This window comes from Flavobacterium sp. (assembly GCF_036782315.1).
Lineage (GTDB): Bacteria > Bacteroidota > Bacteroidia > Flavobacteriales > Flavobacteriaceae > Flavobacterium.
Map to the genome: position 1 here is coordinate 118,446 of NZ_DAIPZK010000004.1, position 25,404 is coordinate 143,849.

Annotated in this window: 26 protein-coding genes and 1 other RNA gene; 13 read left to right on the plus strand and 14 right to left on the minus strand. The window is 31.6% G+C overall.

Features of this window, described 5'->3' with window-relative positions:
- The first annotated feature begins 12 nt into the window (after window positions 1-12).
- The 7 genes from V7P59_RS05195 (at window position 13) to V7P59_RS05225 (ending at window position 7,855) form a co-directional block, all read left to right on the plus strand.
- Entirely contained in the window at window positions 13-771 is a 759-nt protein-coding gene (locus V7P59_RS05195) for a Rossmann-like and DUF2520 domain-containing protein (RefSeq protein WP_333809094.1), read from the plus strand.
- Window positions 755-1,282 carry a KdsC family phosphatase gene (locus V7P59_RS05200; protein ID WP_333809095.1) on the plus strand — a complete coding sequence of 176 codons (528 nt, stop codon included), beginning with the start codon at window positions 755-757 and terminating at the stop codon, window positions 1,280-1,282. The genes V7P59_RS05195 and V7P59_RS05200 overlap by 17 nt, the downstream gene beginning before the upstream one ends.
- Window positions 1,283-1,501: 219 nt before the next feature.
- Complete coding sequence (locus V7P59_RS05205) at window positions 1,502-2,419, plus strand: geranylgeranylglycerol-phosphate geranylgeranyltransferase (RefSeq protein WP_333809096.1); 918 nt, start codon at window positions 1,502-1,504, stop codon at window positions 2,417-2,419.
- The gene (locus V7P59_RS05210) at window positions 2,412-3,005 is read left to right on the plus strand and encodes a Maf-like protein (RefSeq protein ID WP_333809097.1); all 594 of its coding nucleotides are present in this window, start codon (window positions 2,412-2,414) and stop codon (window positions 3,003-3,005) included. Before V7P59_RS05205 ends, V7P59_RS05210 begins: the two co-directional genes overlap by 8 nt.
- Window positions 2,989-3,525 (plus strand): mechanosensitive ion channel domain-containing protein, encoded by a 537-nt coding sequence (locus tag V7P59_RS05215; protein ID WP_333809098.1) that lies wholly within the window; start codon window positions 2,989-2,991, stop codon window positions 3,523-3,525. Before V7P59_RS05210 ends, V7P59_RS05215 begins: the two co-directional genes overlap by 17 nt.
- An 84-nt stretch (window positions 3,526-3,609) precedes the next feature.
- Window positions 3,610-6,057: a PIG-L family deacetylase gene (locus V7P59_RS05220; protein ID WP_333809099.1), complete on the plus strand. Its 2,448-nt coding sequence runs from the start codon at window positions 3,610-3,612 to the stop codon at window positions 6,055-6,057.
- Window positions 6,058-6,169: 112 nt separating this feature from the next.
- Window positions 6,170-7,855 carry a sodium:solute symporter gene (locus V7P59_RS05225; RefSeq protein ID WP_333809100.1) on the plus strand — a complete coding sequence of 562 codons (1,686 nt, stop codon included), beginning with the start codon at window positions 6,170-6,172 and terminating at the stop codon, window positions 7,853-7,855.
- 45 nt (window positions 7,856-7,900) lie between these two features.
- On the opposite strand, the gene V7P59_RS05230 is transcribed toward V7P59_RS05225, so the two are convergent.
- Window positions 7,901-8,752, minus strand: a complete 852-nt coding sequence (locus V7P59_RS05230) for a DUF2911 domain-containing protein (protein ID WP_333809101.1) — start codon at window positions 8,750-8,752, stop codon at window positions 7,901-7,903.
- A 134-nt stretch (window positions 8,753-8,886) separates the two neighbouring features.
- Between V7P59_RS05230 and V7P59_RS05235 the strand changes: the two genes are divergently transcribed.
- The 4 genes from V7P59_RS05235 (at window position 8,887) to V7P59_RS05250 (ending at window position 12,972) form a co-directional block, all read left to right on the plus strand.
- Complete coding sequence (locus V7P59_RS05235; protein WP_333809102.1) at window positions 8,887-9,351, plus strand: SRPBCC family protein; 465 nt, start codon at window positions 8,887-8,889, stop codon at window positions 9,349-9,351.
- 39 nt (window positions 9,352-9,390) lie between these two features.
- Window positions 9,391-10,089, plus strand: coding sequence for an SDR family NAD(P)-dependent oxidoreductase (locus V7P59_RS05240; RefSeq protein WP_333809103.1), 699 nt, complete (start codon window positions 9,391-9,393; stop codon window positions 10,087-10,089).
- 77 nt (window positions 10,090-10,166) lie between these two features.
- Window positions 10,167-11,453 (plus strand): cryptochrome/photolyase family protein, encoded by a 1,287-nt coding sequence (locus V7P59_RS05245; protein ID WP_333809104.1) that lies wholly within the window; start codon window positions 10,167-10,169, stop codon window positions 11,451-11,453.
- Window positions 11,454-11,511: 58 nt separating this feature from the next.
- Entirely contained in the window at window positions 11,512-12,972 is a 1,461-nt protein-coding gene (locus V7P59_RS05250) for a cryptochrome/deoxyribodipyrimidine photo-lyase family protein (protein ID WP_333809105.1), read from the plus strand.
- Here the strand turns inward: V7P59_RS05250 and V7P59_RS05255 are convergent.
- The 6 genes from V7P59_RS05255 to V7P59_RS05280 form a co-directional block, all read right to left on the minus strand.
- Window positions 12,969-13,625 (minus strand): HAD family hydrolase, encoded by a 657-nt coding sequence (locus tag V7P59_RS05255; protein ID WP_333809106.1) that lies wholly within the window; start codon window positions 13,623-13,625, stop codon window positions 12,969-12,971. The two genes, V7P59_RS05250 and V7P59_RS05255, sit on opposite strands and share 4 nt — an antisense overlap.
- 108 nt (window positions 13,626-13,733) lie before the next feature.
- Complete coding sequence (locus tag V7P59_RS05260) at window positions 13,734-14,639, minus strand: ribonuclease Z (RefSeq protein ID WP_333809107.1); 906 nt, start codon at window positions 14,637-14,639, stop codon at window positions 13,734-13,736.
- 73 nt (window positions 14,640-14,712) lie between these two features.
- Entirely contained in the window at window positions 14,713-15,045 is a 333-nt protein-coding gene (locus V7P59_RS05265; RefSeq protein ID WP_333809108.1) for a ribonuclease Z, read from the minus strand.
- Window positions 15,046-15,075: 30 nt separating this feature from the next.
- Complete coding sequence (locus V7P59_RS05270; protein WP_194096931.1) at window positions 15,076-16,005, minus strand: aspartate carbamoyltransferase catalytic subunit; 930 nt, start codon at window positions 16,003-16,005, stop codon at window positions 15,076-15,078.
- Between the two features lie 44 nt (window positions 16,006-16,049).
- Complete coding sequence (gene pyrR / locus V7P59_RS05275) at window positions 16,050-16,589, minus strand: bifunctional pyr operon transcriptional regulator/uracil phosphoribosyltransferase PyrR (protein ID WP_333809109.1); 540 nt, start codon at window positions 16,587-16,589, stop codon at window positions 16,050-16,052.
- 94 nt (window positions 16,590-16,683) lie between these two features.
- Window positions 16,684-18,303: an ABC-F family ATP-binding cassette domain-containing protein gene (locus tag V7P59_RS05280; RefSeq protein ID WP_333809110.1), complete on the minus strand. Its 1,620-nt coding sequence runs from the start codon at window positions 18,301-18,303 to the stop codon at window positions 16,684-16,686.
- A gap of 156 nt (window positions 18,304-18,459) precedes the next feature.
- Here V7P59_RS05280 and V7P59_RS05285 point away from each other — a divergent pair, with 156 nt between their 5' ends.
- Window positions 18,460-19,863 carry a TlpA family protein disulfide reductase gene (locus V7P59_RS05285; RefSeq protein ID WP_333809111.1) on the plus strand — a complete coding sequence of 468 codons (1,404 nt, stop codon included), beginning with the start codon at window positions 18,460-18,462 and terminating at the stop codon, window positions 19,861-19,863.
- A gap of 62 nt (window positions 19,864-19,925) precedes the next feature.
- Here V7P59_RS05285 and fsa read toward each other — a convergent pair whose 3' ends face one another.
- The 5 genes from fsa to ffs form a co-directional block, all read right to left on the minus strand.
- Window positions 19,926-20,582: a fructose-6-phosphate aldolase gene (gene fsa / locus V7P59_RS05290; protein WP_194096922.1), complete on the minus strand. Its 657-nt coding sequence runs from the start codon at window positions 20,580-20,582 to the stop codon at window positions 19,926-19,928.
- 135 nt (window positions 20,583-20,717) lie between these two features.
- On the minus strand, window positions 20,718-21,218 hold the full coding sequence (locus V7P59_RS05295) for a hypothetical protein (protein ID WP_333809112.1): 501 nt from the start codon (window positions 21,216-21,218) through the stop codon (window positions 20,718-20,720).
- A gap of 36 nt (window positions 21,219-21,254) precedes the next feature.
- Window positions 21,255-22,058 carry an SDR family oxidoreductase gene (locus V7P59_RS05300; protein WP_333809113.1) on the minus strand — a complete coding sequence of 268 codons (804 nt, stop codon included), beginning with the start codon at window positions 22,056-22,058 and terminating at the stop codon, window positions 21,255-21,257.
- 37 nt (window positions 22,059-22,095) lie between these two features.
- Entirely contained in the window at window positions 22,096-23,094 is a 999-nt protein-coding gene (locus V7P59_RS05305; protein WP_333809114.1) for an enolase C-terminal domain-like protein, read from the minus strand.
- A 68-nt stretch (window positions 23,095-23,162) separates the two neighbouring features.
- An RNA gene (gene ffs / locus V7P59_RS05310) (signal recognition particle sRNA small type) lies at window positions 23,163-23,260 on the minus strand.
- An 88-nt stretch (window positions 23,261-23,348) separates the two neighbouring features.
- Here ffs and V7P59_RS05315 point away from each other — a divergent pair.
- Complete coding sequence (locus V7P59_RS05315) at window positions 23,349-24,392, plus strand: glutaminyl-peptide cyclotransferase (RefSeq protein ID WP_333809115.1); 1,044 nt, start codon at window positions 23,349-23,351, stop codon at window positions 24,390-24,392.
- Window positions 24,393-24,441: 49 nt separating this feature from the next.
- Here V7P59_RS05315 and V7P59_RS05320 read toward each other — a convergent pair whose 3' ends face one another.
- Together V7P59_RS05320 and V7P59_RS05325 are read right to left on the minus strand one after the other, a co-directional pair.
- On the minus strand, window positions 24,442-24,912 hold the full coding sequence (locus tag V7P59_RS05320; RefSeq protein WP_333809116.1) for a hypothetical protein: 471 nt from the start codon (window positions 24,910-24,912) through the stop codon (window positions 24,442-24,444).
- Between the two features lie 83 nt (window positions 24,913-24,995).
- Entirely contained in the window at window positions 24,996-25,385 is a 390-nt protein-coding gene (locus tag V7P59_RS05325) for a hypothetical protein (RefSeq protein WP_333809117.1), read from the minus strand.
- Window positions 25,386-25,404 lie beyond the last annotated feature (19 nt).

The window sequence follows — 25,404 nt, forward strand, 5'->3', positions numbered from 1 at the left end:
TATTTTTACCCCATGATAAAAGTAGTTTTAATAGGTTCAGGAAATGTGGCGCAACACTTAATTCAGGTGTTGTTACAAAGTAAAGAAGTTGATTTGGTACAAGCCTTTGCTCGTAATCCAAGTCATTTATCGCATTTACTCCCTGAAGAAAAAATTACATCTGATTATCAAAAAATTACGGAAGCAGATTTATATATTATTTCCGTTTCGGATAATGCAATTGCAGAAGTTTCATCACAGTTACCTTTTCAAAATCGTTTGGTGGTGCATACTTCGGGTTCGTCAAATATCTCGGTTTTGAATGATAAAAATAGAAAAGGTGTTTTTTATCCGCTTCAAACCTTTACAAAAGGAAAAGAAATCGACTTCACTCCTATTCCGATTTGTTTAGAAGCTGAAAATGAAACCGATTATGAACTTTTAGAGAAATTAGGCAATTGCATTTCACAAAAAGTAGTTAGAATTACTTCGGAACAACGCAAAAGTTTGCATGTAGCAGCTGTTTTTGTTTGTAATTTTGTGAATCATTTGTACCAAATTGGAAATGAAATTTGCGATGAAAACAAGGTGCCTTTTGAAGTGTTGCATCCGTTAATTCAGGAAACAGCTCATAAAATCCTGGAACTTTCTCCAAAAGAAGCACAAACAGGTCCAGCATTGCGAAATGACACCAAAACCATTGAAAAACATTTAGATTTCTTAGAAAATCCAGAATATAAAAACCTATATCAATTACTTACACAATCGATACAACATGTCAAAAAGTTATAAAGAACTCATGAACCAAATAACCACTTTCATCTTCGACGTAGATGGTGTGTTAACCGACGGAACCATTCACGTAACCCCAACAGGCGAAATGCTTCGCAACATGAATATTAGAGATGGTTATGCCATGAAAGCCGCTGTCGAAAATGGCTACACTGTTTGTATTATATCAGGCGGAAGTAACGAAGGAGTTCGTGTTCGTTTGAGAAATTTGGGGATTACTGATATTCATCTTGGTGTTTCTGATAAAGTAGAAACGTTCAAAGAATTTACCGATATTTATAATATCCAACCAGAAAACGTGTTATATATGGGTGACGATATTCCTGATTATCATGTAATGAAATTAGTAGGATTACCAACATGTCCACAAAACGCAGTTCCTGAAATCAAAGGCATCTCTAAGTATATTTCGCACATAGAAGGCGGAAGAGGAGCCGTTCGTGATGTCATCGAACAAGTGATGAAAGTACAAGGAAAATGGATGGAACATTTTGATGCAAAGTTTGATTAAAAGTTTATTTTAACGCAAAGGGCGCAAAGAATTTTCGCAAAGCACGCCAAACCTACTCTGTTAAACTGTGTGTAAAAACTTGAAACAAAAATTAAAACATATAAGTAAAATTTAAGTTATATTTTACTTCAATAAAAGTTCATAAGAGATTTAAAAAATTTCTTTAATCTGTGTTCCAAAAAAACTGAAACCTAAAAACTTGAAACAAAAAAAACAAACATGAAATACTTAAAATTAATTCGATACCAAAATTTATTGATGCTTGCCTTTATGCAATTGGTATTTCGCTTTTTATTTTTAAAAGAATCAAATATCTATTTAGCCTTAACTGATTTTAATTACATTTTGTTAATCATTTCAACTGTTTGTATCGCAGCGGGTGGCTATGTCATTAATAATATAATGGATCAAGATACAGATGAAATTGCAAAACCACAAAATCGTGTAGTAGGGGTTTCCATTTCAGAATCAGTAGCATATAATTGGTACATTGGTTTAACTATTGTGGGGGTTGGAATTGGATTTTATCTTTCGAATGTAATTTACAAACCTACTTTTGCATCCATGTTTATTTTAGTGGCTACTTTATTGTATGTGTATGCTACCAATTTGAAACAAATTCCTGTTTTAGGAAATATTGTAGTAGCATTACTCCTTTCAATAAGTATTATAATCATTGCGTTATTCGATGTTTTTCCAGCAACTGATGAAGCAAATAGAAGCAGAATGGGCGAAATTTTTAGCATTCTAATCGATTATGCTATTTTTGCTTTTATCATTAATTTAATTCGTGAAATGGTTAAAGACATGGAAGATATAGATGGTGATTATCAAACTGGAATCAATACTTTACCCATAGCAATTGGAATTCAAAAAACTAAAATTATTGTAGGAACCTTAACGCTTGTTGCAATTGCAATTTTAGCTTATTATTTAAAAGTAAACCTATTTGAATTAGACTATGTGGTGTATTACACTATGATTTTAATTGTAGGACCGTTAATTTATTTTGGGGTAAAATTACTTAATGCTAAACAAAAAAATGAGTTTCATCATTTAAGTTTGGTTTTAAAATTAGTGTTGTTCTTCGGAATTATTTCGATTGCTCTAATTGTATTCAATTTGAAACATGCTTAAAGAAAAATTAAATAGAATTAATATCATTCTGGCATCGGGTTCGCCAAGAAGACAGCAATTCTTCAAGGAAATGGATTTACATTATACCATTCGATTAAAAGAAATTGAAGAAATTTATCCTGAACATTTACAAGCAGAACAAATAACAAATTTTTTAGCCGAATTAAAAGCAAATGCATTTGAAAACGAACTAAAAGAAAACGATATTTTAGTTACTAGCGATACAATTGTTTGGTTAAACGGAAAAGCTTTAGGCAAACCAAAAAACTATTCTGAGGCATTTACCATGTTGCAAGAATTAGCCAATAAAACACATGAAGTAATCACTTCAGTTTGTTTGAAATCGACAGAAAAAACAGAAGTTTTTCATTGTGTAACTAAAGTGACTTTTAGTGAATTATCAGATGAAGCCATTCGATATTATTTAGAGAATTATAAACCATTTGATAAAGCAGGAAGCTACGGAATTCAAGATTGGATTGGATTAATCGGAATTTCAAAAATTGAAGGTTCCTATACAAATGTTGTAGGTTTACCCACAGAAATGTTATTTCAAAAATTAATGAACTATGCTGAAACTAATTGATAATCCGTATTTACACGAAGAAATTGCAACTCTAGTAGTTTTTATAGTTTACATAGCTTTACGAATTAGTATTGCTAAAGTTGTAAAACGTTTTGCCCGATTAAACGAAGTTTTAGAACATCGTACTAATCTAATTATCAAATACATTAATTTACTGCTTGGAATTTTAGCCTTGATTTCTATTACCATTATTTGGGGAGTTAAAAAAGATCAAATTTTACTTTTCATTTCTTCGGTTTTTGCAGTTGTAGGTGTTGCTTCCTTTGCCCAATGGTCAATTCTAAGTAACATAACTGCGGGAATAATTATCTTTTTTTCGTATCCGTTTAAAATTGGGGATAGAATTAAAATTTTAGACAAAGATGTTCCTGTAGAAGGTGAAATTGATGATATCAAAGCTTTTTATATTGTGCTTAAAACAAGTGATGGAGAAATGATTACATATCCTAATAATTTATTAATGCAAAAAGGAATTTCAGTTATTTATAAAACAATTGAAGAAAAAGAATTTTTTGATTAAATCAACCTATAAAAAACTGTTAAAAAGGAAGCTATTAAAACTTCCTTTTTTTTATTTCCTTATTTTTGAAACAAAACAATAGCAATGAATCGAAGCATAACTTCAATTATTATATTTTTTATTTCCTTTACAATTTGGGCTCAAACACCACAAAAATTAAATGCGGTCGAAATATATGAGCAAGTTCAAAAACTGAATTTCTTAGGAAAAGTATTGTATGTTGCCGCTCATCCAGATGATGAAAACACAAAACTTATTACCTATTTTTCTAATCATTATCATGCACAAACCGCTTACTTATCGTTAACGCGAGGCGATGGTGGACAAAATTTAATTGGAACTGAATTACGAGAAAAACTGGGAGCAATAAGAACTCAAGAATTATTAGCAGCAAGAAGAATTGATGGAGGCGAACAATTTTTTACACGTGCTAACGACTTTGGCTTTTCAAAAGAACCGAATGAAACCTTTGCCATTTGGAACAAAAACGAAGTTATGGAAGACGTTATTCAAGTAATGGAAACGTTTCGCCCTGATATTGTTATAAATCGTTTTGCTCACAACACACCTGGGACTACGCACGGACATCATACTGCTTCTGCTATGTTAAGTTTGGAAGCATATGATTTAGTAAAATACCAACCAAAACGCATCTTTTTCAATACTTCTTGGTGGTTTTATGGAAGTCAGGAAGCGTTTGATGCTGCTGATAAATCAAAATTACTTGCCATTAATTCCAATGTCTTTTATCCGTTAAAAGGAAAAAGCAACAATGAAATTGCCGCATTAAGTAGAAGCCAACACAAATGCCAAGGTTTTGGAACTTTGGGAACACGAGGCGATGAAATCGAATATTTAGAATTACTAAAAGGTGATTTACCAAGCAATACTAATCTTTTTGAAGGCATCGATACTTCTTGGAATCGAGTTAAGGGAGGAAATGAAATTGGTAAAATTTTATATGAAATAGAAAAGAATTTCAACTTTGGAAATCCATCCGTTCATATTCCTAACTTGATAAAAGCGTATGACTTGATTCAGAAATTAGAAGATACACATTGGAGAGAAATCAAATCAACCCAAATTATCAAAATTATTGAAGCTTGTAGCGGTTTGTTTATGGAAGCTATTGCTGATACAGAGACAATTACAAAAGACAGTAAATTTAATCTACAACTTGAAGTAATCAATCGCAGTCAATCGAATGTGAAATTGATTTCTGTTAATGCTTTGAATATCAAAAATCAAACGCAGAATAAACCTTTAAAAAATAACGAAAAAGTAAGTTTTCAATACAAAGATGTTGTAGTTGGAAATGCGGTTGACTATTCTAATTTGTTTTGGTTAAAAGAACAACAAACCGATGGAATGTATCGTGTTTCTGATAAATCCATTCGCATTTTACCCGAAATTTCAACTTCATTTCCTGTTATTTTTACTATTGAAATCGAAGGAAAAACAATCGAATTCGTAAAGAACATTTGCTATAAATTCAACAATCCTGATGATGGCGAAACGTATGTTCCTTTTACGATTTTACCAGAATTTACCGCTACAATCGAGCCAAAAGTAATCATATTCAACTCCACTCAACCTAAAGAAATAACTGTAAAAGTTAAAGCTCATAAAGCAAACGCTTCTGGAAAATTGTCATTAGCAATTCCTCAAGATTGGAAGATGGAACCTAAAGAAATTCCCTTTACAATTGATGCTAAAAATGAAGAACGTAAATTCACCTTTAAGATATATCCAACAAAAGCTGAAATCACATCAAAATTGGTTGCCCAAATTACCACTTCAAACGGAATTTTAGATAAAGAGTTGATAACCATTCAATACCCCCATATTCCAAAACAAACAATTTTAGTAACATCAACATCAAAAGTTGTAAAATTAGATATTGCAACAAAAGGAAAAAATATCGGCTATATCATGGGGGCTGGAGATGAAGTAAACAAAAATTTAGAAAACTTAGGATTTCAGATTACAAATTTGAATGCAGGCGAAATAACCCCTGATAATTTAAAACCGTTTGATGCTGTAATTCTTGGAATTAGAGCATTTAATGTTATTGATGAACTGAAATATAAAAACAAAATATTGTTTAATTATGTAGCCAATGGTGGTAATTTAATTGTTCAATATAACACAACGAATAATTTGGTTACTAAAGAGATAGCGCCTTACAATCTTGAGTTATCAAGAGATCGTGTAACCGATGAAAAAGCAAAAGTTACCTTTTTACAACCCAATCATAAAGTACTCAATCAACCCAATAAAATTACTGAAAAAGATTTCGAGGGTTGGGTTCAAGAACAAGGATTATACTATCCTAACAAGTGGAGTAACGAATTTATTCCTATTTTAGCATCAAATGATGAAGGAGAACCAAGTAAAACTGGTGGCTTAGTAATTGCTAAACATGGAAAAGGAAATTATATTTATACTGGTTTAAGTTTCTTCAGAGAATTACCAGAAGGTGTAAGTGGAGCTTATAGAATATTTGCCAATTTGATAGCTTTAGATAAATAAAGAAATATGAACAAAAATAAACATCAATGGAAAAAAAGTTATAGCATTGTTTTAATACTAAATGCTATCTATATACTTATTTTCTATTTAATAATGGAAATCTACACCTAATATGGAAATTTTAGATTGGATTGTATTATCCACTACCCTATTTTTTATTGTTGTTTATGGTGTAATGAAAACCAAAGGCAGCGCCAATGTTGAAGATTATCTTTTAGATAATAATCAAACACCTTGGTTCACTGTTGGAATTTCTGTTATGGCAACTCAAGCCAGTGCCATAACTTTTTTATCTACACCAGGCCAAGCTTATCATGACGGAATGGGCTTCGTGCAGTTTTATTTTGGACTTCCATTAGCAATGATTGTTATTGCGTATACATTTATACCTATTTATCATCGATTAAAAGTCTTCACAGCTTACGAATATTTAGAACAACGATTTAATATTCAAACGCGAACACTAGCTGCCATTTTATTCTTAATTCAAAGGGGATTAGGAACGGGAATTACGATTTATGCTCCATCTATTATTTTATCAGCATTATTAGGTTGGAATCTTAATTTGTTAAATATTATCATTGGAATTTTGGTAATAGTTTATACTGTTACAGGAGGAACCAAAGCTGTAAACGTTACACAAAAACAACAAATGTTTGTCATTATGTCGGGAATGTTTATCATTTTCTTTTACATATTAACAAATCTACCTCATGAAGTGGATTTCTCTAATGTACTTCATATAGCCGGTGCTAATGGTAAAATGAATATTCTAGATTTCTCTTACAATCCTGAAACACGCTATACTTTTTGGAGCGGTATTACTGGTGGATTTTTCCTAATGCTGTCCTATTTTGGAACAGATCAATCACAAGTAGGCCGTTATTTATCTGGAAAATCAGTAAAAGAAAGTCAAATGGGATTAATCATGAACGGAATTTTAAAAGTCCCGATGCAGTTTTTTATTCTTTTAACCGGAGTTTTGGTATTTGTTTTCTTTCAATTTAATGATGCTCCATTACATTTTAACCCAACTAATGTTGAAAAAGTAAAAGCTTCAGAATACAAAACCGATTATGAACATTTAGAACAAAAGTTAACCCAAATCAACACCGATAAAAAAATTGTTAATCAAATTTACATTGAGCAACTAAAACATAATGAGTATGATAATCCAATACTAAAAAAACAAATGGTAGCGCTTTCACTTAAGGAAAAAGATTTAAGAGAAGACGCTAAAAAAGTAATTTCTAAAGTTGATGGCAAAACCGAAACTAATGATAAAGACTATGTTTTTCTTTATTTCATTTTAAATTACTTGCCTAAAGGTCTTTTAGGATTATTGTTAGCGGTAATTTTCAGTGCAGCCATGTCTTCAAGTGCTTCAGGATTAAATTCTTTGGCAGCCACATCTGCCATTGATATTTACAAACGAAATGTAAAAGTTAAATCAGACAAACAATATGTTTATGCAACACAATATTTTACATTTTTTTGGGGAATTGTGGCTATTGGTTTTGCTTGTATAAGTTCGTTATTTGAAAACTTAATTCAATTGGTTAACATCATTGGTTCTATATTCTACGGAACCGTTTTAGGTATTTTCTTAATTGGATTCTACATTAACTACGTAAAAGGAAAAGCAGTTTTTATTGCAGCATGCATTAGTCAATTAACTATTTTCTATATTTTTTACTTAGATATTGTTGGGTATTTATGGTTGAATTTCATTGGAGCGCTTTTAACTATTGGCTTATCACTAGTACTTCAAAAAGTATTTAACAAAGTAGATATATAAAAAAGTCCCGAAATTATTCGGGACTTTTTAGTTAATTTTAAAATTTTATTTTGACCATTCAGCAATGCTGTCTTTGTTCATCTTTTCATAATCTGCATTACCTGCTTTCACAGATAAAGCTAAAGATTCTTTAGCAGTAGCAATAGCACCTTTCTTATCACCCATTTTAGCTTGGATTAACGATTTTAATCTCAAATACCAAAAAGGAACATCTTGACCTTTTGGAGAATTAGTTACAGCTAAATTAACCCATGTTAGAGCTTTATTTAAATCTCCATTTGATTGATAATAATATTGAGCAGAAGAAAAATAATCAGAAGCAGAAGGACCTGCTAACGTTTTCTCTATACTTTTCATAGCCATTTCTTGAGTAGGAACCGTAAATGGAATAGTCACCATGGTTCTTTCCCATGCTAACTCAATAACACCAGAATCATTAGTTAAATTATTCAAGAAAATCGATAAAGATTCTACTGGTTTTGCTAATGTTTCAGGTTTAACCGTAATCTTTAATGCAACTTTAGCGTCATCCCATTTTTCTGGCAAGCCCCAATTGTTTGTATCAGAATAAAAAATTATATCCCAGCTATCTGCTTTTGGAGTTGTGAATAAAGCATATTTTCCTTTCTTTAAGTCTTTTCCTCCAATTTTAACATCTTCACTAAATGAAATAGTGGTATTTGCATTAGCTCCTGTTCTCCACATTTTCCCAAATGGAACTAAATCTCCATAAACAGTTCTTCCTTTAGCACTCGGACGTGAATATTCTACTTGAACTGTAGTTAATCCTACCACTTGTTCAACTTTAGCTAAAGGACTTGATTGAGGCGTTTTAACTTGCGCTTCCACAACGAAATTGGCTAGTACTACAGCCAACATGACAATAATTTTTCTCATAGGTTTAGTTTTTGATTTTCAAATTTACAAATTGTAAGGAAATCAAATGTTAATTTATACTTAAATGATTAAACTTTGTTTAATTAAAATTTAAAAAGTTTAAACAAATTTGTAATTTTACCAAAAATAAGAAAATGAAAATTTACCGATTACATACCAAACAAAATTTACCAATTAGTATAGATAAAGCGTGGGAACTTTTATCTGACCCTAAAAACCTACAATTAATTACTCCCGACTACATGGGATTTAAAGTTCTTTCAGGAGCTGACAGACCCATGTTTCCAGGACAAATTATTCAATATATTGTAACACCAGTTTTAGGAATTCCAACTAAATGGGTTACAGAAATAACTCACGTGGTAGACAAACAGTATTTTGTAGACGAACAACGTTTTGGTCCTTATGCTTTATGGCATCACAAACATTTTATCAAAGAAATTCCTGGTGGTGTAGAAATGGAAGATATTGTAGATTATAAAGTACCTATGGGAATCTTAGGACAACTAGTTCATCCTATTTTAGTTAAACCAAAATTGAATGAAATTTTTGAGTACCGAAGAAAAAAATTAATCGAATTGTTCGGAGAGTTTGAGTAAAGAAGCGATTTATCGCGTCTCTAATAAAAAGTAAATACCATGAAAAATATACTATTAATTGGCGGTTCTTACGGAATTGGATTAGCCATAGCGAAAGAATTACAATTTGAAAATAATGTCTACATCGCTTCAAGAAGTAACGAAAATTTAGCCGATGTTAACGCAACTCATATTGCATTTGATGCAACTACTGATACCATTGATACTTCTAAATTACCTGCTGTAATTGATGGCTTGGTATATTGTCCGGGAAGCATCAACTTAAGGCCTTTCAAAGGACTAAAACCAGAGGCTTTTGAAACCGATTTACAAATTAATTTCCTAAGTTTGGTTAAAGTTATTCAATCTGTTTTGCCTAATCTATTAGCATCAGAACAAGCGAGCATCGTAGCATTTAGTAGTGTTGCCGCAACGATGGGAATGCCATTTCACACTAGTGTTGCCGCTTCAAAAGGTGCGATTGAAGGTTTTGCAAAAGCATTAGCAGCAGAATATGCACCAAAAATCAGAGTAAATGTAATTGCGCCATCATTAACGGATACGCCATTAGCCGATAAATTCTTGAATAACGAAACAAAACAAGAAAAATCAGCCGAGCGCCATCCATTAAAACGATTTGGAAAACCAGAAGACAGTGCACAAATGGCAACTTTTTTATTAAGTGATAAAAGCAGTTGGATTTCGGGACAAATTTTCCATGTAGATGGTGGAATGTCAACATTATTAGTAAACGGATAACTAGTTCAATTTCAAGTTTAAAAATCAAACCTAAAACTTGAAACCTGAAACTTGAAACTTTAAACAAATAAACAAACATGAACATTTTTTGGTTTAGACGCGATTTAAGAATAGATGACAATGTGGGATTTTTTCATGCTTTAAATAATAATGAAGAAGTCTTACCTATTTTTATTTTTGATGAAAACATTCTATCGCAATTACCAAAAAATGATGCTCGTGTTAGTTTTATACACGAACAATTAGAGAAAATTCAATCGGAATTAAAGAAACACGGAAAATCATTAGCGGTTTTTCATGGTAAACCCATTGAAATTTTCGAAAAACTAATTTCCGAAAATAAAATTACTTCAGTTTATACCAATCACGATTACGAACCTTATGCTCGCATGCGTGACAAGGAAATAAATCAGTTGTTTGTTTCTAATGGAATTTCATTTTTAACTTCCAAAGATCAAGTAATTTTTGAAAAAAGTGAAGTGGTGAAAGACGATGGAAGTCCTTATGTTGTCTACACACCATATTCGAAAAAATGGAAAGAGAATTTTAAGAAAATAAAATTAGTTCATTATCCATCCGAAGAAAAATTGAATAAGATTATGAAACACTCCTACCCTTTTTTATCGTTGACTGACATTGGTTTTGAAAAATCTGAAATTAAAGTCACGCCTTATGATGTTTCGGAAAGTTTAATTCAGAATTACGAAGCTACTCGAAATTTTCCAGCTATGAATAAAACTTCTTATTTGGGAATTTATCTCAGATTTGGAGCAGTTTCCATTCGAAAAATGATTGGAAAAGCTATTGCTGAAAAGAACGAAACCTTTTGGAACGAATTGATTTGGCGCGAATTTTTCATGCAAATTTTATGGCATTTTCCGTATACATCTAACAAAAGTTTCAAAGAAAAATATGACTCTATTCAATGGGAAAATAATGAAGAAAAATTCAAAAAATGGTGTCAAGGAAAAACTGGCTATCCTTTTGTTGATGCTGGAATGCGTGAATTAAATAAAACGGGTCACATGCATAACCGTGTTCGTATGATTGTAGCCAGTTTTCTATGCAAACATTTACTAATCGATTGGCGTTGGGGCGAAGCTTATTTTGCTAAAAACCTTTTAGATTATGAAATGGCGAGTAACGTTGGAAATTGGCAATGGGCTGCTGGTTCTGGTGTTGATGCTGCTCCCTATTTCCGAATTTTCAACCCAACAGAGCAAATCAAAAAGTTTGATAAAGACTTAAAATACATCAAAAAATGGGTTCCTGAATTAGAAACTCAATATTATCCAAAACCTATCGTAGACCATAAAGAAGCACGTGAAAAATGTCTCAAAGTCTACAAAGAAGCTGTTGGTTAATTAATTTAAAGTTTGTTAAAACAATAAACTACTAACAATAAACCACAAACCTATTAAAATGAAAATTGTTTGGTTCAAGAGAGATTTGCGTTTGCACGATCATGAAGCCTTACATGAAGCCTTATCGACTTCTGGGAAGACATTATTGCTTTACATTTTTGAACCTTCGTTGATGAAAGATTATCATTACAGTCAACGTCATTTTGATTTTATAAAACAATCTTTAGAAGCTTTGCAAAAAGAACTTTTAAAATATCACACTCAAATCTTAATTGTTCAAGGCGAAGCAGTTGATATTTTTGAAAAATTATCCCAACTTATTACTATCACTACTGTTTACTCGCATCAAGAAACTGGAATTAAATTAACTTTTGATAGAGATTTAGCAGTAGCTAAACTATTAAAAAGTAAAGGAATTATTTGGAACGAATACATCACAAATGGTGTTATTCGTGGCATCAAAAACCGAAAGACTTGGAAAGAAGATTGGTATGATTTTATGGATAAAGATTGTCTTCCGTTTCAGCCTACATCAAGAAGTTTTGTCAAGTATATTGAGATTGAAGAACTAGAAAATCATTTCGAAATTCCATCCATAAAAACAGTTCATAATCCGAATTTTCAGAAAGGTGGTGTTCCAACGGCTTTACGCTATATGAAATCTTTTTTTGAAGAACGCGTTCAAAATTACAGCAGTCACATTTCAAAACCTGAACTAGCCAGAAAAGGTTGTAGTCGTTTATCGCCTTATATTGCTTGGGGAAATTTATCGGTTAGACAAGTGTATACCAAAGCTTGGGAATTGCATCAGCAAGGAAAATTCAAGCGTCAGATTTCTAATTTTGCTTCTCGATTACGTTGGCAAGCCCATTTCATACAAAAGTTTGAAATGGAATGTTCGATGGAATTTATCGCTGTAAATAAAGGTTATCGCAATTTGAATCAAAGAATTAATGAAAAATATCATAAGGCTTGGGTAAACGGAAAAACAGGTGTTCCGTTAGTTGATGCTTGTATGCGGTGTTTGAATACAACGGGTTATTTGAATTTTAGAATGCGTGCTTTAGTTGTGTCATTTTACACGCACCATTTGTTCCAACCTTGGCAAAATTGTAGTCCGCATTTAGCCCAACAATTTTTAGATTTTGAACCTGGGATTCACTATCCTCAAATTCAGATGCAAGCTGGAGTAACAGGAATAAATACGTTGCGAGTTTATAATCCGGTTAAAAATTCATACGAACATGATGAGGATGGAAATTTCATCAAAAAATGGGTGCCAGAATTAGCGAATATTCCAGCAGAATTTATTCACGAACCTTGGAAATTAACACCAATTGAATCTATGCTGTATGGATTTGAATTGGGAAGAGATTATCCGAATCCTATTGTAAACTTGGAAGAAGCCAGAAAGTTTTCGAGCGATTTCTTTTGGTCGATGCGAAAAAATGAATCAGTTAAAAAAGATAGTAAGCGCATTTTAGCGAAACATACGCTGCACGATCAAGAAATGAGTTAGTTCAAATCACGCACTTTCTCAAAATTTAATTCGTTGAAATTTCGAATAATGATATTTGCTTTGGATAAATCTTGGTCTTTAGAATGAAAACTATCGTAACCAACGCAGAAAATTCCTGCTGAAACTGCGGCTTGAATTCCGTTTGTGCTGTCTTCAATTACAATGCAATTTTCTTTTGGCGCAACTGATAAACTCGCAGCATGTTCAAAAATAGCTGGATGCGGTTTTGACTTCGGAAAATCTTCACCTGATACAATATGTGTAAAATATTGATGCAAATTAAAACGATTGAATACTCTGTTAATTGTAACATTTGAAGCCGAAGAAGCTACAATCAACTGCATTCCATTTGAATGTAAATCTTTGATTAATTCTTCTACACCTTCAATCAAATACAAATCTTCTTTCAAATCAAAAGCTTCATTAAACAAATGGCGTTTTCTTAAGATTAAATCTTCTACATCTTCCTGCAAATCGAATTGTGATTTTAATTTCTGAAAAATATTTCGAGTAGAATTACCCGTAAATGAACGATACATTTCATCTGAAACTTCGATGCTTAATTCTTTAAAATGTTGGTAATACGCAAAATGATGTACCGGTTCGGTATCTACAATTACGCCATCCATATCGAAGATTACAGTTTGTATCATTTTTTAATCTTTAAAATCTAAACTTTTTTTTGGAACACAGATTTAAAAAATCATTATAATTTTTAAAATTTCTCCAATCAGTGTTCCTACTTCTTATATCATTGGAAATTAGAATTCAAATTCTCTACCATCATCCGCCAAAAGCACATTTTCAAAAATAGTTTGTGCTTCTGTTTTAAAAGGTTCAATAGAACCGTAACGTGTAGAATAATGTCCTAGAATTAAATTTTTAGCATTGGCTAATTTTGCAATTTTAGCAGCTTCTTTTGCTGTTGCGTGTTTGGTTTTTTCGGTGTATTGCATTTCAGAATCTAAGAAAGTAGATTCGTGATACAACACATCAACATCTTTGATAATCGGAACGATAGATTCATCATACAAAGTATCGCTACAAAACGCATAACTCATAGGCGCATCTGGCGGAAACGAAAGCAATTCATTGGCAATCACTTCACCTGAATCTAAAGTTACATTACCACCTGATTTGATTTTATCGAAATACACTTTTTCGATTTTGTATTTTGCAACCGCTTCGATATTCAAATGGCGTTTTCCTAACTTTTCTTGAAATAAAAATCCATTCGTATAAACACGATGATTTAATGGAATCGTTTTTACAATTACGGTTTCGTCTTCAAAAATGACCTCGCTTTCTTTCGATTCTAATTCGTGAAAATACAAATTATAACCCGTAAACGAACCCGAGGCTCGCAATTGTAATAAAATAATTTCTTTGATTCCTTTTGGACCATAAATATGTAAATCGTTTTCTCGATTTAACAACATAAAAGTCGAAATCAAACCGATTAGTCCATAAAAATGATCGCCATGTAAATGCGAAATAAAAATATGATTAATGCGAGAAAACTTGATTTTATGCTTGCGCAATTGCACTTGCGTTCCTTCACCACAATCGATTAAAAACATATGATTTTTTATGTCTAAAACTTGTGAGGTGGGATTCGTTATGGTTCGTGGAGTGGCTGCGTAACAACCGAGTATTTGTAGTTTCAAGGTTAAAAAGTTTCAGGTTTCAAGTTTCAGGTTTCAAGTTTTTCTTCAAACTTCCATCACCCAGCATCCATCATTAAAATCCTAAATCGCGTTCAATTTCGTCCATTTCAATCATATCGTGGGCTTCTAAGACAGAAGGAACTACGTTTAAATAACTAGGAACTTTATTAAAATCAACTGAATCAGTTACCACAATCATTGATTTTTTAGCTTTTTTATGCGTTTTAGCTAATTCTTTGAAATGAGACAAATCGGCATTCGAAATGGCTTTATCTTGCGATACATCTAAAATCAAGTTTTGATTTTGAAACGCATGATATTCATTAGTTAACTTTTCCACAAAAGCCTCTACATTATTTTGTGTATCTTTAATGATAGTAGTATGTCCTTTTTGATCGACTTTCATTTGTTGAATTTCTGATTTTATGCTAAGATACTAATTTTTAATCTTACTTGCCAATAAATAAATCACTGCCATACGAACGGCAACTCCATTTTCTACTTGCTCCAAAATCACCGATTGTTGTGAATCGGCAACATCAGAAGTAATCTCCACTCCTCTGTTGATTGGTCCTGGGTGCATGATTACGATTTCTTTGTTTAGTGAATCTAATAATTCTTTGGTAACACCGTATTGTTGGGTGTATTCTCTAGTCGTAGGGAAATAACTCACATCTAAGCGTTCGTTTTGAACACGTAACATATTCGCTACATCTGCCCATTCTAAAGCTTTACGAAGATTTGGTTCCACTGTTACACCAAGAGATTCAATGTATTTAGGAATTAATGTTTTTGGTCCGCATACTTTTACTTCTGCTCCTTGCATTTGAAGTGCGAAAATATTGGATAACGCTACTCTTGAGTGTAAAATATCGCCTACGATTACGATTTTCTTACCACCAACATCGCCTAGTTTTTCTCTAATCGTAAAACTATCTAATAAGGCTTGCGTTGGATGTTCGTGAGCTCCATCTCCAGCATTTACAACACTTGCTCCAATATTCTGCGACAAAAAATGAGCCGCTCCTGGGCTACTGTGACGCATCACCACCATATCTACTTTCATAGATAAAATGTTGTTTACGGTATCAATCAAAGTTTCTCCTTTTTTAACCGAAGATTGCGCTGCCGAAAAACTAATCACATCTGCTGAAAGTCTTTTTTGAGCTAATTCGAAAGATAATTTGGTTCTAGTACTGTTCTCAAAGAAAATATTGGCAATGGTAACATCTCGCAAAGACGGCACTTTTTTGATAGGTCGATTGATAACTTCTTTGAAATGGTCGGCCGTTTCGAAAATTAAATCAATATCTTGTTTGGTAATATATTTTATTCCGATTAAATGATTTACTGATAATTCTTTCATTTATTTTGGTTGTTTGTTGTTTGTAGTTAGTGTTTATTGTTAAATTATTTTGTTACCAAATAAACGGCATCTTCTCCATCGTTTTCTTGCCATTTTACAATTACTTTTTCATTGTTTATGGCATCCACTTGTCTTCCTCTATAATCAGGTTGAATTGGTAAATGTCGGCTGAATCTTCTATCGATAAGTGTTAAAAGTTCTACTTCTGATGGTCTTCCGAAAGATTGTATTGCAGTTAAAGCCGCATTGATGCTTCTTCCGGTATATAAAACGTCATCGATAAAGACTACTTTTTTATCTTCAACTAAGAAATTTATCTGGGTTTTGTTAGCTTCCAAAGGTTTTTCGCCTCTTCTGAAATCATCGCGAAAGAAAGTAATATCTAAAAATCCCAATTGAATATTAGAAATATTATAGTCCGATTCCAGAATTTGTTTAATTCTTTCCGCTAAATATTTACCTCTTGGTTGTAATCCTACTAAAACAGTATTGGAGAAATCTAAATGATTTTCAATTAGTTGACAAGCTAATCGGTGTAAGATAATGTGTACTTCTTTTGAAGTGAGCAAAACTTTTTGACTCATAGTGTGTTGTTTGTACAAATTTAGAATTTATATTTCTAATAGCAATCGTATTGTAAAAAAAATCCCGTTACTAAAAATAGCAACGGGATTGATGTTAAGAATACATTTTTTTTCTTAATTCTTTGATTTTGTCATCTTCTAGATATTCATCAAATGTCATGTATCTGTCAATAGCACCGTTTGGAGTTAACTCTAAGATTCTGTTAGCAACTGTTTGCGCAAACTCGTGGTCATGTGTTGTAAATAAAACTGAACCTTTAAAATTCTTCAACGAGTTATTGAAAGCCGTAATTGACTCAAGGTCTAAGTGATTCGTTGGTTCATCTAGCATTAAAACGTTAGCTCTAATCATCATCATACGAGACAACATACAACGTACTTTTTCTCCTCCAGATAATACATTACATTTTTTTAAGGCTTCTTCTCCTGAGAAAATCATTTTTCCTAAGAATCCACGAACATAAACTTCATCACGCTCTTCTTCAGTTTTTGCCCATTGACGTAACCAATCCACTAAATTCAAATCTACACCGTCAAAAAATTCATGATTATCTACTGGCAAATACGATTGTGTAGTGGTAATACCCCAATCAAATGTACCAGCATCAGGAGTCATTTTATTGTTCAAAATTTCATAAAAAGCAGTTGTAGCTCTTGAATCTTTTGAGAAAACAACAATCTTATCCCCTTTAGCCATGTTTAAATCTACATTTTTAAACAAGGTTTCACCTTCTACTGAAGCTGCTAAGTTTTGTATATTTAAAATTTGATCTCCGGCTTCTCTTTCGGTTTCAAAAATGATGGCTGGATATCTTCTGCTAGAAGGTTTAATCTCGTCTAAATTTAATTTTTCAATCATTTTTTTACGAGAAGTTGCTTGTTTCGATTTGGCAACGTTAGCGCTAAAACGACGGATAAACTCTTCTAATTCTGCTTTTTTCTCTTCAGCCTTCTTATTTTGTTGTGCTTTCTGACGAGCCGCTAATTGTGAAGACTCGTACCAAAATGTATAATTTCCTGAATAATGGGTAATTTTTCCAAAATCGATATCTGAAATGTGGGTACAAACGGCATCTAAAAAGTGACGGTCGTGAGAAACTACTAAAACGGTATTTTCATAATTAGCTAAGAAATTCTCTAACCAACCAATGGTTTCAAAATCTAAGTCATTAGTAGGCTCATCCATTATCAATACATCTGGATTTCCAAATAATGCTTGCGCTAATAACACACGAACTTTAAGTTTACCATCCAAATCAGCCATCATAGTGTAATGATACTCTGGACCAATTCCTAAGTTTGATAACATAGTTGCAGCATCACTCTCTGCATTCCAACCGTTCATTTCGTCAAACTGTAATTGTAACTCTCCTATTCTATTGGCATTTTCATCTGTATAATCAGCATATAAAGCATCCATTTCCGCCTTAATTGCATGTAATACTTTATTTCCCATCATTACAGTATCTAAAACTGTATATTCGTCAAATAAATTGTGATTTTGGTTTAAAACCGACATACGCTTTCCTGGTTCAAGAATAACTCTACCAGAGGTAGGCTCCATTTCGCCAGCTATAATTTTCATGAAAGTAGATTTCCCAGCACCATTGGCTCCAATGATTCCGTAGCAATTTCCTTGAGTGAAAGTGGTATTTACTTCATCGAATAAAACTCGTTTTCCAAATTGAACCGATAAGTTTGAAACTGTTAACATTTTATATTTTTTTATTAAAATTGTTGCAAAAGTACTAAAAATAGTAGATTTTTGAACACTTTAATTTAGAATTAATATAGGTTTATTTTAACTGTACATTAACAACTAGATTTGAATATATCTGATACATTTGTTTCTGAATTAATAATCAAATGCATGATTAAAAATTACATTAAATATTTTTTACCCCTATCTATCGCCCTTTTCTCAACTTTGACTTCATGTAAAAAGGTCTTTAAAGAAGATGATTACGTGGCATATTTTGGTGGAGAAATCTTGAATCCTCAAGAAAAATTTGTATTGTTTTTAAAAGACGATGAAGTTATTGATACGATTTATTTAGATAAAAACAATCGTTTCATGCATAAATTTGATTCATTAGCTCCCGGATTATATACCTTTAAGCACAATCCTGAATATCAATATGTGTACTTTGATAAAAATGATAGTTTGATGGTCAGAGTAAATACATTTGATTTTGATAACTCAGTTGTTTTTTGTGGTCGTGGCGATGAGAAAAATAATTTCTTAATGGAATTGTATTTGAAAAATGAAGCCGACAAAGATAAAATGTATGACAATTTTGATAAGGATGTAAAAAGCTTTATTAAAAATATTGACTCAAGTTTTGCCATTCGTAAATCATTTTATTTAAAACGCAAAGCTGAAATTGGTTGGGATGAAAACTTTGATGTAGTGGCTAAAGCTTGCTTAAATTTTCATCACATTACAAAAAAAGAGATTTATCCTTATGCTCACCAATTTAGAACTGGTGAAAATATTAGAACTAAATTACCATCAAATTATTACGAACATAGAAAGGATGTTGATTTTGAAAATGCATTATTAACGAATTATTCTCCATTTATTAAATATGTAAGTGTAATGTTGAATAACGTTTCTTTACAAAAAGATCATCTGGACTTAAATGAAAATTCGTTAGAAAACAATATTGAAAAGTTAAATATTACCGATACTTTAATTAAAAATCAAAAAGTCAAAAACGTTGTATTGAATAACGTGGCAATGATGTATTTGCTACAAGACCAAAATATGTACAACAATCAGAAGTTTATTGAGCGTTACTTACAATTAACTACTGACGATAAAAACAAAAAAGAAATTACAGAAATATACAATTCGGTTCAGAATTTGAAAGTGGGTAATCGTTTACCTAAAATCGATTTGATTGATACTGCAAACCAACCTGTTGATATTAATAACATCATAAAAAAACCAACTATTTTATTCTTTTGGACTAGTCATGCAGAATCCCATTTTGTAGCTTCACACAAGAAAATTAATGATTTAAGAGCCAAATATCCAGAGTATGAATTTGTGGCAGTGAATGTGAATGATTCTAAAATCAATTGGGAAAATGCCATGAGAAAATATAATTTCAAAGGTGCAAAAGAACTTCATGCTGTAGACTTTGAAACTATCAGAAAACAATGGGTAATTACAAAAATTCACAGAATTATCATCTTAAATGCAGATGGAACTATTAAAAACGGGTTTGCCAATTTGTTTGATGTGAATTTTGAACAGAATTTGAAATAAAATAAATTATAATCATAAAAAAAGCGTTCTAATCAGAACGCTTTTTTTATATACTTGAAAAATTATTTATTTCCTTTTTCGTAATCTGCAATAAACTGAGCGATTCCGATATCTGTTAATGGATGTTTCAATAATCCAGTAATTGATGATAAAGGTCCTGTCATAACATCTGCACCAATTTTAGCACAATTTACAACATGCATGGTATGACGCACTGAAGCTGCTAAAATTTGCGTTTCAAAACCATAGTTATCATAGATATCTCTAATTTCTTCAATTAAATTTAATCCGTCAGTTGAAATATCATCTAATCTTCCTAAGAAAGGAGAAACATAAGTAGCACCAGCTTTAGCCGCTAATAAAGCTTGACCAGCTGAGAATACTAAAGTAACATTTGTTTTAATTCCTTTATCAGAGAAATATTTACAAGCTTTAACACCTTCTTTAGTCATAGGTAATTTCACAACGATTTGTTCGTGTAAGTCAGCTAACTCCTCACCTTCTCTAATCATACCTTCTAAATCCATTGCATTTACTTCTGCACTTACATCACCGTCAACAATGTTACAAATGTCTACGTAATGTTTTAGGATATTGTTTTTTCCTGTAATGCCTTCTTTAGCCATTAACGATGGGTTTGTAGTAACTCCATCTAAAATTCCTAATTCTTGTGCTTCTTTAATTTGCTCTAAATTAGCTGTGTCAATAAAAAATTTCATTTTTTTAAATTTTAAAGTATTGTGTGTTGTTTTGTCCTTCGACAAGCTCAGGATTAATTGTGTTGACAAAAGTACGAATAAAAAATTCCATATTCAAGGGCAAGGACAAGTTCAAAAGTTTAAACGTAAATAGATTTAGAAGTTATATTGATTCTTTTTTTGAAAATTTTTAAAAATCCAACCATCATAACTCATAATTGAATTTTCATCACTTGTTGAACCTATAATTATTGAACAATCAAATTTATCAAATAATTTGTGCTTTATATCTAAATCCCAAAGCTCTGAAAAAGTTTTTTTCTTTAAAGTCTCAACAATCTTAGGATTATTTTGTTCACAATAATTTATATCAAAAAGAAAAAACAATTGATTGAATTTTGGATTTGAATTTATTGGAACAATAGCTGTTTTTTCAATTTTACCATTATAAATAACATCACAATCGTATATTTCACCAAAAACTAATTCGAAAAAAGGGTTGCTTAATTTTGAGAGTTTTTGATATTCTATATTTCCTTCACTTTGATGTAAAGCAGATTCAAAATCGTTTTGATTACACTTTGGACATCTTAATTTTTCGCCATCAAAAAAATATTCTACTTCTTGACAATTCGGACATAAAAATCTATCTTCCATTTTTGAATACCTTAAATTTGAAATAAACTTAATGAACTACAACTTATAATGCTTCATCAACATTTTTTCATACATCGTATCAGGCAAAATACGTTTTAAAACAATAGAGAATTTCTGTAAAAAAGCTCCAACTTTATAATGCACTTTAGGATTTTTTGTTTGGATAATAGAAAAAATTGCTTCTGCCATTTCGTTTGGGTTACTACCGCTTTCTACGTGCGAATCCATCTCTTTTAAGGTGTTTCCATAAGGAACTTCGTAGGCCGAACCTTTGATAACTGGAGCATGATAACGCCCTGCAGCAATATTGGTAGCAAAATCGCCTGGAGCTACATTTGTAATTTGGATTCCAAATGATTTTACTTCCATTCGCAACGCTTCGGTAATTAATTCTAATGCGCCTTTTGAAGCCGAGTAAATCCCACGATAAGGCAATCCCATATAGCCAGCAATAGAAGTAATATTAATAATCAAACCCGATTTTTGTTCTCGCATTTGAGGTAAAACCGCTTTCATCACTTCGATTGGTCCAAATAAATTCGTCTCAAAATTATTTCGGATTTCTTCTGTTGGAATTTCTTCAATAGGACCAGTTATTCCAACACCAGCATTATTAATTACAATATCCAATCGTCCTGATTTTTGAATCACTTCGGTAACACAATTAACAATACTTTGCTTATCGCGAACATCCAAAGCTACTAATGGAAATATCGAATTCGTGATTTTTTCAGGATTTCGGCTTGTACCATATACCACAAAACCTTTCTGTTGCAAAAACTCGCCAATTGATTTCCCAATTCCTGATGAACCACCTGTAATTAATACTACTTTACTCATTTTAGTGTGAATTATAGTGCGAAAATACGGCTTTAAATTATTTCAAGGAAATTCCTAACCCAACTTTCTCTGAAAGCAACACTTTTCCTTTTTCGATGGCGCTTCCAAAAGCGATGTCGTTAGCAATTAAATTCGCGCCATCTAAATCGACATAATCCACTAACGGAACCAAAACTGCTCCAGCAGAAATTCCTACGGTAGATTCGGTCATGCAACCTATCATGATTTTGAAATCGTTTGCTCGTGCTTCTTTAATTAATTGTAAAGCTGGAGTCAATCCACCCGTTTTGACTAATTTGATATTGATGGTTTTATAATGTGATTTTAAATCGGAAAGTTTGGTTTGTTCTTGGCAATCTTCATCAGCCATCCAATTCGCAAATTTGGAAGCATTCAAATGTGAATAATTTGAAAATCCGATTTTCATCGGTTGTTCAATGTAAGTAAATTGAGCTGATGACGGATTTTCTTCCAGTTGTTGACATTCAGAAATTGAGAAACTTCCGTTAGCATCTAAAGCAATTTCTTTTTCACAATTCAGTAATAAATCCAACGCTTTCCCATCGTAATGATTCCATTTTATCTTGAATTTATTCCAATCGGATTTTGCTATTTTTTGCAGTTGCTCTTCAATGGATGCCACACTTATTGTGATAGAAGACTCTGGCAATTGTGTTACTTCAATAGAATTTAATTCCATGAAACTTTTGTTTTCTAACTTTCCAAATAAATCCCAATAAGCACAATCTAAAGCCGAACGTAAAAAAGAATGCAATTGTAAATTTTCCAAAAACGTATAAAATTCGGAAGGATGCTTTATAGATTGTTTTTCAATTTGAGTTTGAATTTCGACTAATTTCTTAGTGAAATCGGATAAATTAATTCCGTAATAATCAATGGCTGTGCATTCTCCAAAGCCTATTTTTCCGTAATTGGAAAGCGAAACAATTAAGGCTTCTCTAAACGAGTAACTTCCATAACTAATTGAAAACGTTTCTTTTAGTTGTAAGCGAACAATTTGCCAAGATATTTGCATAGGAATTAGAATTGGTGTAAAAATAAAAAATCCCGAACAATCGGGACCACAATTCAAGAGAAATAAAAAATGGCAAGCGACCTACATCGCACCGCTACAACCACATACCTTTGCTGTGTTCCCACCCTGGAGGAGTCTGCAGGAGCTGGTCGTGTAGGACTTGCCGGTGCAAATATACAACCTTTTTATATTTTTGCAAGGCAATTGTGAGTATAAAAAATCATTGTATATTTACCTTATTAAATATTTCAACCATGTTAAAAGTTAAGCTATTCGCTTTCATAGTTTTAGGCGTAATTTCTACGTCATGTAAAGAAGATGAAAATGCATTAAAAAATTTATTTTCGATTGAAAATCCTACTATAAAACCAATTCTTAAGCTAGAAGAAAGTATTGATTTGGTCTTACAAAACAAAGAAAATAAAACGATTGATTCAGTTGTTTACTACATTAACGAAGTTAAAATTGGTTCGGTAAAAGGAAACGAAAAATTACCTTTTGCATTGAGTAATCAGAAATTGGGTAACCAAACAATTAAAGCATTAGTTTACTTTGAAGGAAAAAATATTGACATTACCTCTGGATTTTCTATTTATGCGAGTGCAGAACCAAAGATTTTGAATTATAAAATTGTCAATACATATCCGCATGACATTAATGCTTACACACAAGGATTTGAATTCTACAATGGTGTTTTATTAGAAGGAACGGGACAATACAAAGAATCTACTTTAAGAAAAACCGATTATAAAACTGGGAAAGTAACCGAACAAATTAAGTTAGAAGACAAGTTTTTTGGTGAAGGAATTACGGTTTTGAAAGATAAAATTTATCAATTAACTTGGAAAGAAAAAACAGGATTTGTTTACGATGCCAAAACTTTTAAATTAGAAAAAACATTTCCTTACGAAATGGATGGATGGGGAATTACGAATGATGGTGAAAAACTTTATATGAGTGATGGAACTGAAAGAATTTATATTTTAAATCCTGAAACTTTAAAAGTTGAAGATTTCATTAATGTATATACAAACGGTGCTAAAATTGAAGCCGTTAATGAAATGGAATGGATTAATGGAAAAATATGGGCAAATGTGTATCAAAAAGATGCTATTGCTATTATAAATCCTAAGAATGGTTCTATCGAAGCTATTATTAATCTAAGCGAATTAAAAACAAAAGTTACAAAACATGCAGAAATAGATGTTTTAAATGGAATTGCTTACAATCCTGCAACGAAAACGTATTTTGTAACAGGTAAAAATTGGGATAAAACATTTGAAATTGTAGTTGAATAATTTTACTCGAAATACAAAAAAAAGCCTCATTTCTGAGGCTTTTTTACTTTTAGATTTTACTTGTAATAATATCAAACCATTTTTTTGCAATTCTAAATTCTTCTCCGATGATGAAATTTTTAGCATCAGCATGAAAGAAAATTAAATTGATCTCTTTATGATTATCTAAAGTTAAATACAATGCTAGCTTGTTGATTTCGTGGTTGTTTTTTGGAACGTTTCCATGTTTATCAAATTGAACTAAAGCACATTTTTTAACTTCTCTTAAATCAACAACCTCATTAACTTGGGCTTCTTCACCTTTTCTAAAGAAAGCTAAAATATCACCTTTTAATCCAATTCCTGAATTGTTTGACCAAAAATCGGTATCTAAAAACTTAGTGTTTTTGTCAGATAATAATTCGTTTAACGTGTTTAATAATTGATTTTTTCTTTTTCTAATATTATTATTGATAATGAAAATAGGAATAACAATTAATGAAAAAAATACGATTCCTATAATAGTGTTGGTAGTATCCATTTTGAATTTATTTTAAATTATGTGCATAATAAAATTTCCCAGGTATAATATTTACAAGGGATTAGCGAAACTTAAAATAAATTTTACCAGAAATAATGAAACGGAAATATGATTCTAGATGTATTGAAAAACAGATATAAAAGGTTCTTTTTTACAAAGAAAACTTCGAAACTATTTTTATTGAATAACTCCAATTGAATTACAGAAGTTGGTAATAAAAAAGAAGGAATTTGCTTTCTAATAATTTCACTTGAACCCGAATAATTTTGATTCGTTTTTAATGATAAGGATTCTTTTTGAATTCCTTCCTGATTAAAATCAATTTTTCCTTGATTAAAATGAAGCGAAATTTCTTTTGTAGATTCCTTTTTTAGAGGTTGAGAAATAGTCGAAGTATCATTACTATGCAACAACAGATAACCGAAAATTAAAACGGTTAATGAAGTTATGATATAATGAGCGACTCTTTTCATTGGAATTATTTTTACAAAT

What these genes read in the sequence shown, in the direction of transcription:
- V7P59_RS05215 (WP_333809098.1), top strand. Translation starts at nt 2,989, where the DNA reads ATGCTGAAACTAATTGATAATCCGTATTTACACGAAGAAATTGCAACT.
- V7P59_RS05195 (WP_333809094.1), top strand. Translation starts at nt 13, where the DNA reads ATGATAAAAGTAGTTTTAATAGGTTCAGGAAATGTGGCGCAACACTTA.
- V7P59_RS05240 (WP_333809103.1), top strand. Translation starts at nt 9,391, where the DNA reads ATGAAAAATATACTATTAATTGGCGGTTCTTACGGAATTGGATTAGCC.
- pyrR (WP_333809109.1), bottom strand. Translation starts at nt 16,589, where the DNA reads ATGAGTCAAAAAGTTTTGCTCACTTCAAAAGAAGTACACATTATCTTA.
- V7P59_RS05295 (WP_333809112.1), bottom strand. Translation starts at nt 21,218, where the DNA reads ATGGAAGATAGATTTTTATGTCCGAATTGTCAAGAAGTAGAATATTTT.
- fsa (WP_194096922.1), bottom strand. Translation starts at nt 20,582, where the DNA reads ATGAAATTTTTTATTGACACAGCTAATTTAGAGCAAATTAAAGAAGCA.
- V7P59_RS05280 (WP_333809110.1), bottom strand. Translation starts at nt 18,303, where the DNA reads ATGTTAACAGTTTCAAACTTATCGGTTCAATTTGGAAAACGAGTTTTA.
- V7P59_RS05225 (WP_333809100.1), top strand. Translation starts at nt 6,170, where the DNA reads ATGGAAATTTTAGATTGGATTGTATTATCCACTACCCTATTTTTTATT.
- V7P59_RS05220 (WP_333809099.1), top strand. Translation starts at nt 3,610, where the DNA reads ATGAATCGAAGCATAACTTCAATTATTATATTTTTTATTTCCTTTACA.
- V7P59_RS05285 (WP_333809111.1), top strand. Translation starts at nt 18,460, where the DNA reads ATGATTAAAAATTACATTAAATATTTTTTACCCCTATCTATCGCCCTT.
- V7P59_RS05265 (WP_333809108.1), bottom strand. Translation starts at nt 15,045, where the DNA reads ATGAAAGTCGATCAAAAAGGACATACTACTATCATTAAAGATACACAA.
- V7P59_RS05300 (WP_333809113.1), bottom strand. Translation starts at nt 22,058, where the DNA reads ATGAGTAAAGTAGTATTAATTACAGGTGGTTCATCAGGAATTGGGAAA.
- V7P59_RS05305 (WP_333809114.1), bottom strand. Translation starts at nt 23,094, where the DNA reads ATGCAAATATCTTGGCAAATTGTTCGCTTACAACTAAAAGAAACGTTT.
- V7P59_RS05325 (WP_333809117.1), bottom strand. Translation starts at nt 25,385, where the DNA reads ATGAAAAGAGTCGCTCATTATATCATAACTTCATTAACCGTTTTAATT.
- V7P59_RS05230 (WP_333809101.1), bottom strand. Translation starts at nt 8,752, where the DNA reads ATGAGAAAAATTATTGTCATGTTGGCTGTAGTACTAGCCAATTTCGTT.
- V7P59_RS05270 (WP_194096931.1), bottom strand. Translation starts at nt 16,005, where the DNA reads ATGAAAGAATTATCAGTAAATCATTTAATCGGAATAAAATATATTACC.
- V7P59_RS05315 (WP_333809115.1), top strand. Translation starts at nt 23,349, where the DNA reads ATGTTAAAAGTTAAGCTATTCGCTTTCATAGTTTTAGGCGTAATTTCT.
- V7P59_RS05235 (WP_333809102.1), top strand. Translation starts at nt 8,887, where the DNA reads ATGAAAATTTACCGATTACATACCAAACAAAATTTACCAATTAGTATA.
- V7P59_RS05250 (WP_333809105.1), top strand. Translation starts at nt 11,512, where the DNA reads ATGAAAATTGTTTGGTTCAAGAGAGATTTGCGTTTGCACGATCATGAA.
- V7P59_RS05245 (WP_333809104.1), top strand. Translation starts at nt 10,167, where the DNA reads ATGAACATTTTTTGGTTTAGACGCGATTTAAGAATAGATGACAATGTG.
- V7P59_RS05210 (WP_333809097.1), top strand. Translation starts at nt 2,412, where the DNA reads ATGCTTAAAGAAAAATTAAATAGAATTAATATCATTCTGGCATCGGGT.
- V7P59_RS05255 (WP_333809106.1), bottom strand. Translation starts at nt 13,625, where the DNA reads ATGATACAAACTGTAATCTTCGATATGGATGGCGTAATTGTAGATACC.
- V7P59_RS05320 (WP_333809116.1), bottom strand. Translation starts at nt 24,912, where the DNA reads ATGGATACTACCAACACTATTATAGGAATCGTATTTTTTTCATTAATT.
- V7P59_RS05205 (WP_333809096.1), top strand. Translation starts at nt 1,502, where the DNA reads ATGAAATACTTAAAATTAATTCGATACCAAAATTTATTGATGCTTGCC.
- V7P59_RS05200 (WP_333809095.1), top strand. Translation starts at nt 755, where the DNA reads ATGTCAAAAAGTTATAAAGAACTCATGAACCAAATAACCACTTTCATC.